We start from the raw sequence: 14542 nt of genomic DNA on the forward strand, positions 1-14542 counted from the left end.
AAAGACGCCCGGCAAGACCGGGCTGATTGCGTAACGTTGCGACCGCTCAGAATTTGTGGCGAATGCCAAGTACGGCGCCGAACTGATTCTTGCCCGGTACCACTTGCTCATTCGACGATGCGCCAAGCACATCGTTGAATCCGTTCACGCCAAGCGCCGAGCGCGAATTGCTATTCAGCGCGTATGACATCGTTGCGTACAGATCGGTACGCTTCGACAAGGTATAGTCGGCGGTAGCAGCGAATTGCCACGGGTTGCCGACCTGAGCGTAACGAAGATTCTGGTAGTACGCCGCGCCAGTCAGCGAGACGGATGGTGTCAGTTGATAGCCCAGACCAGCCCAGGCGAGGTTGGAATAGGTATTCGCGGCACCTGCCGTACCTGGCAGAGAAGCACCATTGTAAGAGCGCGCATAACGGTAGCCGGCGTAGAGTTTGGCCGGGCCAAATACATAGGTGCCGGCCAACGCCGCGCGACGGATCAATTGGTTGCTTGTCAGCGCAGTGGCGGACGACTGGTTGGTCTGGTCGTACACGGCGCCGACCGAGAATGGGCCGGCGGCGTAGACGGCCATCAGCGCGTACTCGCGGCCGTTGGTGAAATTGCCGGGTACTTCAGTGTTGTTGTAGTTGAAGCTGTACAGGCCGGTGACAGTCAGGCCACCGAACGTGCCCGTATACCTGGCCGAATTGTCCGCGCGCTGGCTAAGCATGAACGGGTCCTGCGCGCCGATCGCGTAGCGACCTGCGTTACCCATGGGGTCGAATGCGCCGGCAAAATCCCAGAATGGCGTTGCGTGGCGGCCCAGGGTCAATTGACCCCACTGGTTCTGCAAGCCCACGAACGCGGCGCGACCGAACAGTCGATTGCCCTGGGCCATCTTCCCGTCGTCAACGGTGAAGCCACTCTCCAGCGTGAAGATGCCCTTCAGCCCGCCGCCCAGATCTTCTACGCCGCGAATGCCCCAACGGGAGCCCGACTGGCTACCCGATTGCAGAGCCAACAGACTGGAACTGGCTTTGGCGGCATTCGGGACGCTACTCAGGTACTCGACACCGACGTCAACGACTCCGTAAAGCGTCACATTTGATTGGGCATACGTCCCCGCCGACGCAAGCAATCCGGCGGAAATGACGAATAGTTTGAGCCTCATGTTTTCCTTGTTTGAAAGTTTCTAAAAATGAGCGAATGGAGGCTATTGGCCCGGTGCGGCGTTTGCTGGCCATTGCGCAGCCTCCTCTACGCAATGGATATGGCCGACCGGTATCTGCGGAATTCCAGACACAACAAGTCCGGCAGTCGGGTTAGCGACTGCCTCGGTATTCATGTGGGAATGACAGGGTTCCGGTATCCGCGGCTTTGCCGTCAGACCGGGATCTTCTTCTCGTAGTCGATACTGGTGGACGCGAGCAGCAGGCCTACACCGCAAGCGGCAAAGAACATCAATGCCAGGAAGTAGGAGCCGGTGGCCTGGACGATCAGGCCGACGATGATCGGCACGCTGATGCCGGCGATGTTGCCGCCCAGATTCATCACGCCACCGAGGAAGCCCACCTTGTTACGGGTGCCCAGCATCGATGGCACGGACCAGAACAGGCCGCACCAGCGCAGGAAGAAGAGAGTGGAGGACAGCAGCACCACAACCACCACGGGGTCGGTGACATAGGCCACCGAGAAGATCGACACCGTGGCCACAACGGCGGCGATGCCGAACAGCGTGCGCATCACGACGTTGGGACGTCCCCCGGCCTCCTTCCACTTGTCGGCGATCCAGCCGCCGATCAGTTCGCCGACGAAACCGGCGAAGAAGATGATGAAGCTGGCGCCGCCCATCTGCTTGAGATCGAAGCCGCGAGCCTTGCTCAGGTAGGTGGGCATCCAGGTCAGCAGGCCGTAGAACACGGCGTTGAAGCACATCCAGCTAATGGCCATGCACCAGACCGAGCGGTACTTGAAGAAGTCCAGCGAGCGGCCGCTCAGGTTGGTCGGCTCCTCGCTGTGCTCCAGGGCAAGCGCGTCTTCGATATGACGGGCTTCCTGTTCATTGACGCCTTGGTGTTCGCGCGGCGAGTTGCGGATGTACCACCATGCCACGAAGCCGGCCAGTACCGTGCCCACGCCCGCCACCACGAACGACATGCGCCACGAGCCGAGTTCACTGATCAGTCCGGCGATGATGAGCGAACCGAGCGCCGCGCCCAGCGGTGCGCCGCCGTCCAGCAGCGTGGCGCCGCGGCCGCGCTCGTTCCTTGTCATCCAGATGGCATTGAGCTTGCCGCCTGCCGGGTAGATCGGTGCTTCGGCGGCGCCGAGCCCAAGCCGGGTCAGCATCAGCGTGGTGGCGCTGGTGCAGACCGCCGCCAGTGCCTGGAACGCACCCCAGAACACCGTGGCCGCGGCAATCACGATGCGGGGCTTGTACTTGTCGGCCAGCATGCCGCCCGGCACCTGCATGAATGCGTACGTCCAGAAGAATGAACTCAGGATCAGCCCCTGCATGGCGGGGCTGAGATCGAACTCCTTGGCGATCAGCGGCATGGCCACCGACAGCGAGGCGCGGTCGATGTAGTTGATCGCCACGAGGAGCAGCATCATCAGGAAGATTTTCCATCGCACGCTGCTGCGGGGAATCGCAAGCGAGGCTGCGGTGGGGCTTGTCGATTGCATGACGGGTGTCTCCTTGTCCTTGAGTCCTTCGATTGAGGCGTTTTTTCTAAGGTGTCGCGCAACCGGCCGGAGTATAGGATACGTAATCTGTAATTACAACTGCCATAAGTACCTGATTATTATGTGTTGTATATTTGATATGGCATTACATGAGTGGCGTATCGGTCACGGCTCGAAGGCTATGCGCTGGTGGTCGGGAACACGCATAACAGCAAGGCACAGGAAGATCTGATGGTGGAGCTGTTCCGCCGCGCCGATGGCCTGATCCTTGGCCCGTGCGAAGTAGGGCACCCCGAATACCTCGACCTAATCTCCCGAGATCTTCCTGTCGTCGCGATGCCAGGCGTGGCAGCGCAGAGCTGAGCTGGCAACCCTGCCAGACATTTCAATAATTTCAGAAGCCATGATCGGTACGCTTACGTAAGCGATGCGGTGCCGGGCGTGCCCATGGTGATGGCGATCGTGCAGGACACGAAGCAAGGACAGCGCCGGCCAGGCAACCCGACACATCTATTTGCGTCCCGACCCATTCGCTAGCGAGATGCGGCCCTTGGCCTTGGAGTGGTTCGACGATATCGACACGATACAGTTCTGCGATTTCCTGACCCGCTGCCCAACTCTGCCTGCAGTCAAGCGTGCTAGGAGGAAGACCTTTGAAGACTCTTTCCATGTGCACAACTGTCGTCGGGCCCAACTGATCGAGGGGAGTCTGGCGTCGCTCCGCTGAGCCGTGTCGCTTGCCGACAATCCCGGCGTCGTTGCACCTCACCGGTTACTCGCGTTGATGTTGGTGGCCAAGCCACGCACAGCGCTCACTGCGATCGACGTGTTCGATAAGGAAATCGCGGCAGTCGCACGAACGCTGCCCGACTTCGACCTGTTTGATAGTTTGCCGGGCGCAGGCCCGCATTCGGGCAATCTGGTGAAGCGTGACACCTTTGCGCCACCGCTCCCACATCAGTGCCTTTTGAGTCTCGGTGTAGTAGATCCGCCGTCTTTGCTGCGTATTCCGCGCCAAACTGGACACCCATTCCACGGCAAACTGGACACTGATTCCACGGCAATCTGGACGGCGATTCCAGCGCAAACTGGACACTGATTCCGCCTCAAACTGGACAGTTTAAGGCGGCCAGGAAGGGCGTAGCACCGCGGGATAACCGTGGCACTCTGGCAGATTTTTCCGGGGTGTCAGTTGGCTAACAAGAGGTTATCCATGCGTAAAATCCAAGAAGTGTTGCGGCTGTATTTCGGCCACAGCCGATCGAAGCGAGAAATCGCCCGCATCATCGGCGTCTCGCCGACCACGGTGTCCGATTACTTGGCACGTGCCAAGTTGGCGGGCCTGAGCTATCCGCTGCCGCCGGAGTTGGACGAACCGTCCCTAGAACGGCTGCTGTTCCCGCCTAGCGAGCCGTCTTCGGTGCAGCGACCAGCGCCGGACTGGCTGCGCGTCCACAACGAACTGCGCGGCAAGGGTGTGACACTGGAATTGCTGTGGCAGGAGTACAAAGCCGGGCAGGAGGATGGCTTCCAGTACAGCGCCTTCTGCGATCACTACCGGCGCTGGCGTCAGCGGCTGTCGCTGTCGATGCGCCAGACCCACACGCCGGGAGAAAAGCTGTTTATCGACTACGCGGGCCAGACGGTGGTCGTGACGGATGGTGCTACTGGCGAGATCAAGCAAGCACAGATCTTCGTTGCGGTGCTGGGCGCATCGAACTACACCTACATCGAGGCGACCTGGTCCCAACAACTGCCCGACTGGATCGCCAGCCACGTGCGTGCCCTGAACTTCTTCGGCGGTTGCACCGAGCTGTGGGTGCCGGACAATCTGCGCAGCGGCGTGACCAAGGCATCGCGCTACGAGCCGGACCTTAACCCGACCTATCAGGACCTTGCCAGCCACTATGGCGTGGCTGTGCTACCTGCCCGCGTACGCCGCCCCAAGGACAAATCGAAAGTGGAGAACGCGGTGTTGGTGGTGTCGCGCTGGGTGCTGGCGCGCCTGCGCCATCAGCGCTTCTTCAGCCTTGGCGAACTGAACCGCGAGATGCGTGCCCTGCTGACCGCCTTGAACCAACGCCCGTTCAAGAAGCTGCCCGGCAGCCGCGCCAGCGCCTTCGCCGAAATGGATCAACCAGCCTTGCGCCCCTTGCCGGCACAGCCCTATGAGTACGCCGAGTGGAAGCTGGCCAGAGTCGGCGTTGACTACCACGTCGAGGTAGACGGCCACTACTACTCGGTTCCTTACCAGCACGCACGCGAGCAGGTCGATGTGCGCGTCACCGGAGCGACGGTCGAGATCTTCCGACACGGCCAGCGGCTGGCCAGTCATGCCCACTGCGCCTTCAAGGGTCGGCACACGACGGTTGACATGCACATGCCGCGGACCCACCGCGAGGTCGCGGGCTGGAGCGCGGAGAAGCTGACCAGCCGGGCTACTGCTATCGGCCCCCGCTGCACCACGCTGGTCGAACGCTTGCTGCACCAGCGTCGCCATCCCCAGCAGGCCTTCCGCAGTTGCCTGGGTGTGCTTCGGCTGGGACAGGAGTTCGGCAACGCGCGCCTCGAAGCGGCCTGCGCGCATGCGCTCAAACTCAACGCCGTGAGTTGGAAGAGCCTGCAATCTATCCTCAAGAATGGCCTGGACTTGCAGACTCCGCCGGGCGCGCAGCGCACGCTCGACCTGCCGGAGCACGAGAACCTCCGTGGCGCCCACTACTACCAATCGAACTCCATCCTGCACTGAAGCGCCAACAAAAGGAAAATGATGCTGCACCATCCCACCTACGACAAGCTGAACAAGCTGCGCCTGTTCGGCATGGCGCGCGCCTTGCACGATCAGGGAAACCTGGACCTTGATCACCTCGGCTTCGAAGAGCGCCTCGGCCTGCTGGTTGACCGCGAGGTAACCGAGCGTGATGGGCGCCAGTTGGCTTTGCGCCTGCTGCGCGCCAAGCTCAAGCCGAATACGGTTGCCGAAGACACCGACTACCGCCACGCACGAGGACTGGACAAGCCATTGTTCCAGCGCCTGCTGGCCGGGCAGTGGCTGTCTGAGAAGCAGAACGTGCTGCTGACCGGCCCGACGGGCGTGGGCAAGACTTGGCTCGCTTGCGCGCTGGCCCACCAGGCGTGCCGTCTGGGCTATAGCGCCTACTACGTGCGCTTGCCGCGCCTGCTCGACGAACTGAGCCTCGGCCGCGCCGACGGCCGTTACACCAAACTGCTCAAGCAGTTGGCGAGAATTGACGCCTTGGTAATCGACGACTGGGGTCTGGCTGTCCTCGACGATGTGCACCGCCGCGATCTATTGGAGGTGCTCGACGACCGCCACGGCGCCCGTTCGACCATCGTCACCAGCCAATTGCCGATCGATCACTGGCACGCCGCCATCGGCGATGCCACATTGGCCGACGCGATCCTCGACCGGCTCGTCCATAACGCGCATCAACTCACCTTGAAAGGCGATTCCATGCGAAAAATGCGCGCCCGTTTGACAGCCCAGACTGAGCAGGAGTAAAAACCGAACTTCGACCCCGCGTCGCTACGTCCGTAGTGTCCAGTTTGGCCTGGAACGCGCGTCCAGTTTGCGCCGGAGCAGGTGTCCAGTTTGCGCCGGAGCGAGTGTCCAGATTCGGCGGAATACGCAGTCTTTGCTTCATTTACAGCACTCCTCAGGCTCGCAAAGCCTTTAGATACTATTGAAGGGCCGCAGAAATAAGCCCCTGGCGCAAAAAGGAGGATTTCGACACCCGTTTTTCGAAAGGAGCACGCAAATGAATGCGCCTGACATGGCCCTTCAAGGGCGGGATACAACGATCACCTTCCCTCGCGGCGGCAGGCCAGTGCTGGCCTGCACGAGCCTGATCTTCGTAATCGGGCTAGCAGCCCTTGGGATGGCGCAAGGTGTAGTCGGGATGTTCGTCGCGTGGCTGATCATTGGAGTCGGCATCGGTAGCGGGCTGTACGAAGCCGCCTTCGCAACGAGTACCACGCTCACCTGCTCGACGCGTTAGCCCAGGGCCAAGGACAGCGTGGCAGGAGAAACCGGCGCCCCTTGCTGAGTTCATGCAGCAGTACGACAAAGAGATCCGCAAAGCCTTCCGACCGGGTTAGTCATAGTCAGGCGCTCGACAACTTCGGCCGTGTAGTGCGCAAGGTTCATCGCTGTTCCTGCTGCTTATCCGGCGCAGCACGAGAGCTGCTTTACATCCTTCGAGAAGGTCTGCGCGGCGAGCTTGAGCCCCTCGACCATCGTCAGGTACGGGAACAGCTGGTCGGCGAGCTCCTGCACGCTCATCCTTGCGCGGATCGCGATCGCGGCTGTCTGGATGAGTTCACCCGCCTCTGGGGCCACCGCCTGCACGCCGATGAGCCGGCCGCTCTCAGCTTCGGTCACCAGCTTGATGAAGCCACGCGTGTCGAAGTTCACCAGCGCGCGCGGCACGTTATCGAGCGTCAAGGTGCGACTGTCGGTCTCGATGCCCGCCTGGTGCGCCTGCGCCTCGCTGTAGCCGACCGTTGCAACCTGTGGGTCGGTGAAGACAACCGCCGGCATCGTATCGAGATTGAGACGTGCGTCGCCGCCGGTCATGTTGATCGCCGCCCGCGTGCCGGCCGCCGCCGCGACATAGACGAACTGCGGCTGGTTGGTACAGTCGCCCGCCGCATAGATGTCCGGTGCACTCGTGCACATGCCGGCGTCAATGACGATGCGGCCGCGCTTGTCGAGCTGCACTCCGGCACTTGCCAGGTTCAGACCGTCAGTGTTGGGCGAGCGGCCCGTTGCTACCAGCAGTTGGTCGGCGCGCACCTCGCCGTGATTCGTGGTGAGGACAAACTCGCCATCGGCGTGTGACACCTGGCTCGCCCGGGTCTGCGTCAAGACCTCGATGCCCTCGGCGCGGAAGGCGGCCGACACGGCTTCACCGATCGCCGGGTCCTCCTGGTAGAGCAGCGTGTGGCGGGCCAGGACGGTGACATGACTGCCCAGCCGCGCAAAGGCCTGGGCCAGCTCCACGGCTACCACCGACGCGCCGATCACGGCAAGCCGATTGGGGATGACGTCGCTCGCCAGCGCCTCGGGAATAGCGTAACGTTACTTCCGTACCTTTGTACGGAGTCAAGCGGTATGAAAAGCGGTAGCGAAAACTTGACCATCGGCGCCTTCGGAAAGGCGGCCGGCGTCAATGTGGAGACGATCCGGTTCTATCAGCGCAAGGGCCTACTACTCGAGCCGGAGAAGCCACACGGCGGCATTCGGCGCTACGGTGCGGCGGACGTCACGCGGGTACGGTTCGTCAAATCTGCGCAGCGGCTGGGCTTCAGCCTCGACGAGATCACGGACCTGCTGAAACTGGAGGATGGGACGCACTGCGATGAGGCGAGCAGCCTCGCGGAGCACAAGCTCCACGACATTCAGAAGAAGCTTGCCGATCTCAAACGCATGGAAGCGGTGCTCAGCCAACTCGTACGCGCGTGTCATTCGCGCAGGGGAAGCGTGTCGTGCCCGTTGATTGCCTCGTTGCAGCGAGGCGAATAACACCCGATTCCTCAAGGTGCGCTGGATTGAGCGGTTACGTTCGTTTCGAGACGGGAAATGGCCGGAACTGCTGCCTGGCTAGCTCCGCGACTGACGGCTTATCTGCCGATTCGGTCATTGATCTGCCATCGCTCGACCGACCGAAAATGGCCGACCTCAGTCAATTCAGGGGAGGGCGTTGATCGGCTTGGCTAACGCTTTGGATAGCTTGGGTTCACCACGGCGATGAGGGTTCCACAAGCCCGATGATGGATCCGTAAAGCTGGTGCGCTGACGCATCAGGCAAGCCGGTGACCTGGCAAGAAGAAGTAAGCCCGGCCGAGGCAGGCCGGGCTTCAGAGGATCACTGCAGCAGGATCAGGCGGAAGCCGAAGACTTCTTCGAGGCTGCACGAACGGTCGCGCCGGCCTGCTGCGCAGCATTCGTTGCTGCAGTCGCGGCAGCCTGCATGTTGGATTCAGCAATTTCCACGGCCTGCGCGGCTGCCTTCTCCACCGACTCGTATGCGTTGTCGGCAGCGGCAATTGCCGACTTCACGATCGCGACGACCGATTCCGTACCGGCCGGCGCATTCTTGGCAAGGTTGTCGACAGTCTCGCTCAGCTTTTGTGAACGCTCGGTGAGAATGTTCCTTGTCACTTTGGCAAACTCTTTCTGCGTTTCCGTGAGGATCTCGTAGACTTGGCGGGCATAAGCCACAGCCTTCTCGGCTGCCGGCTGCACCAGCGACGCGTGGACCTCAAGCACTTCCCGCGGCTCCTTGGCGGAGAGCGCACGTCTGGCGCCGTCCAGATTCTCAGTTAGAGCCGTTTGTACGACCTGCATATTCAGCTCAGCGAGTTTCTCAAAGCCTTCAATGGCCTTGGATGTCAGGCTGAAAAGGGAATCGAGGTTGGACTGTTGTGCCGCGAAGATTTGGTCTTGGGTAAAGATCACGTTGTTCTCCGATGTTGAATGCTTGCAAACAAAGCGCCCAAAGGGCGGGGACTACGGGGTAAGCCGCGTGAGAGACAGATCTCACGTGTGCTCGCGAAACGGGTCGCAAATGGGGCTTTGTGTCGCTAATCAATCCATGTGCGACCCCCGCGCTTACAGCATGTGTTGCCCGCCGTTGATCGCGATATTTGCGCCGGTCACGTACCCCGCACCCTCGGAGCAGAGATAAGCAACCAGGGCAGCCACTTCCTCCGGCTTGCCGAGCCGCCCCACCGGAATCTGAGGCAGGATCTTCGTATCCATGATCTCCTGCGGCACGGCCGTGACCATCTTGGTCGCCAGGTAGCCCGGAGAAATGGTGTTAACCGTCACACCCTTGCGAGCGACCTCCAGCGCCAGCGACTTGGTGAAGCCGTGCATACCCGCCTTTGCGGCCGCATAGTTGGTTTGGCCGAACGCACCCTTGGAGCCGTTGATGGACGAGATATTGATGATGCGTCCCCAGCCCCGCTCGACCATGCCGTCGCACAGAGGCTTGGTCACGTTGAACACGGAATCCAGGTTGGTGCGAATCACGGCGTCCCAGTTCACCTTGTCCATCTTCTTGAAGGCCATGTCGCGGGTAATGCCGGCGTTATTGACCAGAACGTCGACCCGCCCGACCTCGGCAAGAATCTGCGCCATCGTTGCCTGGCAGGCATCGTAGTCCGCTACGTCGACCGCGTACGCGCGGAAATTGCGGCCAGCGGCTTCCATGGCGGTGAGCCAGTCCTGGACATTCGGGTTTCCCGGCGTGTGGGTCACGACCACGTCATAACCCGTATCGTGCAGCTTGAGGCTGATGGCCTCCCCCAAACCGCCCATGCCACCAGTCACCAATGCAATTCGTCTCGTCATCCTGTTTGTCTCTGTCAAAGTATGTGTGACCCCAACCTTCCGATCGTTGCGAATCTGTGTTCGGCTTTAGACCACCATCCACGTATGCAGATGGCCCAGCAAATAGCGCTGCCGCCACAGGCTAGCGCGGCCATTTTTCAACTTTGTGTCACCCGACTGATGATTTGCGCCAACGAACGACAGAGTGCTCCTTACCTCTCCTGGCTCCGGCCAGATCGGGCGCTGGATTCGGGATCTCGTCGCCAGGAATGAACAAGCCGTGGACATTGGCATTGTCGGCTGGGTAGTGGCGCCAGTGCCAGGAGGCAGTTGCTAGCCGCCCCATTGGGCGAGGCCATAGCCGCCGGCTCCGGCTGCGGTCACCACACCAAAATTCGCCACGCAGTAATTGTCATGTGTGGCGTGGCCGGTAGTCTCCTGATTGCTGGTAATCCCTTGCAAGTGGTAAACCGAGTTCGCCATCGAGGCCGGGTGGCCTACGATTACAATTTGTCCAAGCGCACCGTGATCGATGCCATGGACAAGACCCTGATCCCCAATGCCAAGAACGAAGAACTGAAAGCTCTGCTGGTAAAAGTGCGGCCGGCCTTCGTGGCGCACCTGGAGCATGCCAAGGAGATACAAGGTTCGCTTGGCATGAAGAAGTGACCGCCCACATTGCTGACCCTGACATGCGATTCCGGGTAGCGGCACTGTGGATCGCGGCGGGGCTGGTGCTGACCGGCCCAGTCCCGCCGGCGAGCGCACGGCCCGTCATGCACACCGTGGTGATCGAGGGGACCAGTTTTGAACCGCAGACCCTTACCGTACGGTCCGGTGACATCGTCTGGGTCAACAAGGATCCCTTTCCCCACACGGTGACGGCACCATCTGGCGGATTCGACTCGAAGAACATCGCACCAGGCAAGTCGTGGAAATATGTAGCCAGGAAAACCGGAGTCTATCCGTACACCTGCACATTGCATCCGACCATGAAGGCTACACTTCGTGTTGAATGAGCCGGTGCATCGGCTGCACGGACGGGTGTTCGCGGCGTGCGGCCGGTCAGCGTGCCCGCATCGTCGGGCGGATACCCTGCAGTTGCGAACGCCCGGTGTCTGCTAAGTGACCGCCCCCAACTGCCAGGGGACGAACTCATTCTGGCCGTAGCCGTGCAGCTCGCTCTTGGAGCGTTGACCAGAAGCCACCGCCAGCATGAGCTGGAAAATCTCTGCCCCGAGCTCTTCGATCGTCCGGATCCCATCGACAACCGCGCCGCAGTCGAGATCGATATCCTCCCGCTGCCGATGCCATAAGGCCGTATTGGTGCCGAGCTTCAATGAAGGCGCCGGCGCGCAACCGTATGCCGATCCGCGTCCGGTGGTAAAGCAGATCAGGTTGGCGCCGCCGGCCACCTGGCCCGTGGCCGAAACCGGATCGTAGCCGGGCGTGTCCATGAAGACCAGGCCGTGCGTATCGACCTGCTCCGCGTAACGATAGACGTCGACCAGGTTGGTGGTGCCACCCTTTGCCACGCGTGGGTGCGGCAGCAAATCCCGCGCGTCATATTTCCTACATGTCGGCAGCGTACTGTGCGCATCACAAGCAGGGAGAATAACAATGCGCACGCCGAAGATTTCCATCCCGAAGTACGGCTGGCTGGCTGCCGCTGCCGCCATCGCGGCAGCCGGCATCCTGCACGGCTGCGGCAGTGACGACCCCCCGGACGCGGCCAGCGCGGCCGCCAACATCCAGGCGGCCTGGGTCGAGATCGGCGGCGGCAACCAGGCCATCGCCCGCGTGATCACCAGTTTCACGGCGCCCGCGCCCGCGGCTGGCGCCGCTGCCGACGCCAATGCCGCGTGCCCGCTGCTGAACGTGGACGGCACCTCCGCCCGCATGACCTTGCGCACCGGCCCGGCCACCGTGCCGCTGCGCACCACCGCCAGCGCCCCGGCCGACTCCAAGCCGTCGGAGTTCCCGGTATCGGTATGCGAAGCCACGCTGCCGGCCACGGCCGCCAGCGCCAGCGCCAGCGTCGGCGGCCAGCAGCTGCCCCTGCCCAAGGCCCTGCCCCAGCGCGTGGTCGTGCTGGCCGATACCGGCTGCCGCATGAAGAAGGCCGACAACGCCTGGCAGCCCTGCAGCGACGCCAACGCCTGGCCCTTTGGCGCCGTCGCTGCCGCAGCCGCCGGCTTCAATCCCGACCTGGTCCTGCACATCGGCGATTACCATTACCGCGAGAACGCCTGCCCGCCGGACATCGCCGGCTGCCAGGGCAGCCCCTGGGGCTACGGCTGGGACACGTGGCAGGCCGACCTGTTCAAGCCGGCCGCGCCGCTGCTGGCCAAGGCGCCCTGGGTCGTGGTACGCGGCAACCACGAGGAATGCGCGCGTGCCGGGCAGGGCTGGTTCCGCTTCCTCGATCCACGCCCATTCGACAGCTCGCGCACGTGCGACAATCCCGCCAACGACGGCAACGCCAACTACAGCGAGCCCTACGCGGTGGCGCTTGGCGGCGGCACGCAGGTGATCGTGTTCGACTCCGCCAAGGCCGGCAGGAGCGCGCTGGCCACCACCGATCCGCAATTCGTGGCCTACCAGAAGCAGTTCCAGACGGTCGCCACGCTGGCCGCCACGCCAGGCTTCAGCACTTCGATCTTCACCAACCACCATCCCATCCTGGGCTTCGCCCCCATCGCCGGAAGCAACCCGGCGCCGGGCAATGCGGCGCTTCAGTCGGTGATGAGCAGCCTGAACGCGCAGGCGTATTATCCGCCCGGCGTCCAGCTGGCCATGCACGGCCACGTACACGACTTCCAGGCCATCAATTTCGCCTCCAATCATCCGGCCACGATCGTTTCCGGCAACGCCGGCGACAACCTCGACGTGGCACTGCCCGATCCGCTGCCCGCCGGGGCCACGCCGGCGCCTGGCGTCACGGTGGACAAGATCACGCACCACAACAGCTTTGGCTTCCTGCTGATGGAGCGCCGCGCCGCGCCGGACACGGGTTGGACCTTCAAGGCCTACACCACGGCGGGCAAGCTGATGGCCACCTGCCAGCAGACCGCCTCCACGCTCACGTGCGACAAGACGGGCTTCATCGCGCCGTGAGATTTGCGGGCACGATGGTGGTGACGCTGGCGCTGGCCGGCATCGCCGCCGTCGCACGGTCCCAGGCATCCCAGCCAGCCATCACCGTACTGCTGCCCGGTGCACCGCCCTCTGCCGTAGTGGCGACCATCGGTGCCGGCACCCCGCAAGTCGCGAGCAAGCACGACGCCACCACGGCCGCGTTCCGCCCCGACCCCGCACTCGCCGCGCTGGGCCGCCAGGTGTTCTTCGACACGCGCCTGTCTGAACCGCGCGGCATGTCGTGCGCAGGCTGCCACGATCCCGGCCGCGCGTTCGCGCCGGCATTACCGGACGGAGGCCCGGGCGTGCCTCGGGGCAGCCGGCCCGGACGCTTCAGTCTGCGCAATGCGCCTTCGCTGCTGTACGTGCGCTACGTGCCGCGCCGGCATTTCTACCAGGACGACGATGCCCCGGCGCCGGCACCCTTCGGCGGCCTGTTCGCAGACGGCCGCGCCGACACTCTGGCCGAACAGTCGCGCGGGCCGCTGCTGGATCCGAACGAGATGAACAACGGCTCGCCAGCGAAGTTGCTGCGCAAGGTGAACGGCACCGGGCTGGCCGCCTCGCTGGCGGCACGATTCGGCCCGTCGGTGCGCAAGGATCCGGAGCAGATGATGCGCGCGCTGGGCGAGGCGCTCGAGGCCTACCTGCAAAGCGACGAGATGGCGCCCTTCAGCTCACGCTTCGACAATTACCTGCGCAAGCGCACGCCGCTGTCGCCACAGGAAATGCGCGGCCTGGCACTCTTCAAGAACCCCGACAAGGGCAACTGCATGAACTGCCACACCTTGTCGGATACCGCCAGCCGGCCCGAGCGCTCGCTCTTTACCGACTTTGGCTACGATGCAATCGCCGTGCCGCGCAACCGCGCGCTGTCAGCCAACCGTGATCCCAAGTACTTCGACACCGGACTCTGCCAGACCGCGCGCAAGCTGCGCTGGCCGGACCCGGACCAGTGGTGCGGCTACCTGCGTACACCGGGGCTGCGCAACGTGGCTGTGCGGCGCAGCTTCATGCACAACGGCGTGTTCACCACGCTGCGCGACGCCGTGGCGTTCTACAACACGCGTTCCACCGATCCGCGCCGCTGGTATGGCCCTGAAGGCGAATTCGACGACGTGCCCGCGCGCTACCGCGCCAACATCAATGTCAACTCGACACCGATGAACCGCCGGCCCGGCATGCCGCCGGCGATGTCGGAAGCCGAGATCGACGATATCGTGGCCTTCCTGCGTACGCTGACGGATGCACCGTACGTCGAGGCAATGCCTGCGAATCGCGGCCGCGCCCCGGCGAAATAGTTTCGAGCTGTCGTGCTTGGCGGCATTGCGTCGACCGGCGTGGTGCTGTCGTCGATCGCGTACGCGAGTAATGCGGACT

Annotated in this window: 13 protein-coding genes and 3 pseudogenes; 10 read left to right on the top strand and 6 right to left on the bottom strand. The window is 62.7% G+C overall.

Features of this window, described 5'->3' with window-relative positions:
- Positions 1 to 46: 46 nt before the first annotated feature.
- Together ACZ5MJ_RS28155 and ACZ5MJ_RS28160 are read right to left on the bottom strand one after the other, a co-directional pair.
- The gene (locus ACZ5MJ_RS28155) at positions 47 to 1153 is read right to left on the bottom strand and encodes a porin (protein ID WP_464224230.1); all 1107 of its coding nucleotides are present in this window, start codon (positions 1151 to 1153) and stop codon (positions 47 to 49) included.
- Between the two features lie 212 nt (positions 1154 to 1365).
- Positions 1366 to 2667: an MFS transporter gene (locus tag ACZ5MJ_RS28160; RefSeq protein WP_464224231.1), complete on the bottom strand. Its 1302-nt coding sequence runs from the start codon at positions 2665 to 2667 to the stop codon at positions 1366 to 1368.
- A gap of 153 nt (positions 2668 to 2820) precedes the next feature.
- Here ACZ5MJ_RS28160 and ACZ5MJ_RS28165 point away from each other — a divergent pair, with 153 nt between their 5' ends.
- The 5 genes from ACZ5MJ_RS28165 (at position 2821) to ACZ5MJ_RS28185 (ending at position 6686) form a co-directional block, all read left to right on the top strand.
- The gene (locus ACZ5MJ_RS28165; RefSeq protein WP_464224232.1) at positions 2821 to 3030 is read left to right on the top strand and encodes a hypothetical protein; all 210 of its coding nucleotides are present in this window, start codon (positions 2821 to 2823) and stop codon (positions 3028 to 3030) included.
- A 367-nt stretch (positions 3031 to 3397) separates the two neighbouring features.
- Entirely contained in the window at positions 3398 to 3766 is a 369-nt protein-coding gene (locus tag ACZ5MJ_RS28170) for a hypothetical protein (RefSeq protein ID WP_464226684.1), read from the top strand.
- A gap of 114 nt (positions 3767 to 3880) precedes the next feature.
- Positions 3881 to 5416, top strand: a complete 1536-nt coding sequence (istA, locus tag ACZ5MJ_RS28175; RefSeq protein ID WP_464226627.1) for an IS21 family transposase — start codon at positions 3881 to 3883, stop codon at positions 5414 to 5416.
- A 21-nt stretch (positions 5417 to 5437) separates the two neighbouring features.
- Positions 5438 to 6190: an IS21-like element helper ATPase IstB gene (gene istB / locus ACZ5MJ_RS28180; protein WP_464226628.1), complete on the top strand. Its 753-nt coding sequence runs from the start codon at positions 5438 to 5440 to the stop codon at positions 6188 to 6190.
- 256 nt (positions 6191 to 6446) lie between these two features.
- Positions 6447 to 6686, top strand: coding sequence for a hypothetical protein (locus ACZ5MJ_RS28185; RefSeq protein WP_464224234.1), 240 nt, complete (start codon positions 6447 to 6449; stop codon positions 6684 to 6686).
- A 164-nt stretch (positions 6687 to 6850) separates the two neighbouring features.
- On the opposite strand, the pseudogene ACZ5MJ_RS28190 reads toward ACZ5MJ_RS28185, so the two are convergent.
- Positions 6851 to 7753: pseudogene (locus ACZ5MJ_RS28190) on the bottom strand (FAD-dependent oxidoreductase); the annotation flags it as partial.
- Between the two features lie 48 nt (positions 7754 to 7801).
- On the opposite strand from ACZ5MJ_RS28190, the gene merR reads away from it, so the two are divergent.
- The gene (gene merR, locus ACZ5MJ_RS28195) at positions 7802 to 8212 is read left to right on the top strand and encodes an Hg(II)-responsive transcriptional regulator (RefSeq protein ID WP_464224235.1); all 411 of its coding nucleotides are present in this window, start codon (positions 7802 to 7804) and stop codon (positions 8210 to 8212) included.
- A gap of 357 nt (positions 8213 to 8569) precedes the next feature.
- Here the strand turns inward: merR and ACZ5MJ_RS28200 are convergent, their stop codons facing one another.
- Entirely contained in the window at positions 8570 to 9148 is a 579-nt protein-coding gene (locus ACZ5MJ_RS28200; RefSeq protein WP_464224236.1) for a phasin family protein, read from the bottom strand.
- Between the two features lie 153 nt (positions 9149 to 9301).
- The gene (gene phbB, locus ACZ5MJ_RS28205) at positions 9302 to 10045 is read right to left on the bottom strand and encodes an acetoacetyl-CoA reductase (protein WP_464224238.1); all 744 of its coding nucleotides are present in this window, start codon (positions 10043 to 10045) and stop codon (positions 9302 to 9304) included.
- A 504-nt stretch (positions 10046 to 10549) separates the two neighbouring features.
- Here phbB and ACZ5MJ_RS28210 point away from each other — a divergent pair.
- Both ACZ5MJ_RS28210 and ACZ5MJ_RS28215 read left to right on the top strand, forming a co-directional pair.
- Positions 10550 to 10693: pseudogene (locus ACZ5MJ_RS28210) on the top strand (DUF4142 domain-containing protein); the annotation flags it as partial.
- Complete coding sequence (locus ACZ5MJ_RS28215) at positions 10690 to 11043, top strand: cupredoxin domain-containing protein (protein WP_464224239.1); 354 nt, start codon at positions 10690 to 10692, stop codon at positions 11041 to 11043. The pseudogene ACZ5MJ_RS28210 and the gene ACZ5MJ_RS28215, both read left to right, overlap by 4 nt.
- Before the next feature lie 102 nt (positions 11044 to 11145).
- Here the strand turns inward: ACZ5MJ_RS28215 and ACZ5MJ_RS28220 are convergent.
- Positions 11146 to 11559: pseudogene (locus ACZ5MJ_RS28220) on the bottom strand (altronate dehydratase); the annotation flags it as partial.
- A gap of 85 nt (positions 11560 to 11644) precedes the next feature.
- On the opposite strand from ACZ5MJ_RS28220, the gene ACZ5MJ_RS28225 reads away from it, so the two are divergent.
- Both ACZ5MJ_RS28225 and ACZ5MJ_RS28230 read left to right on the top strand, forming a co-directional pair.
- Positions 11645 to 13141: a metallophosphoesterase family protein gene (locus ACZ5MJ_RS28225; protein ID WP_464224240.1), complete on the top strand. Its 1497-nt coding sequence runs from the start codon at positions 11645 to 11647 to the stop codon at positions 13139 to 13141.
- Between the two features lie 14 nt (positions 13142 to 13155).
- Positions 13156 to 14463, top strand: a complete 1308-nt coding sequence (locus tag ACZ5MJ_RS28230) for a cytochrome-c peroxidase (RefSeq protein ID WP_464226629.1) — start codon at positions 13156 to 13158, stop codon at positions 14461 to 14463.
- Positions 14464 to 14542 lie beyond the last annotated feature (79 nt).

The organism is Cupriavidus sp. LA-1 (assembly GCF_055385985.1).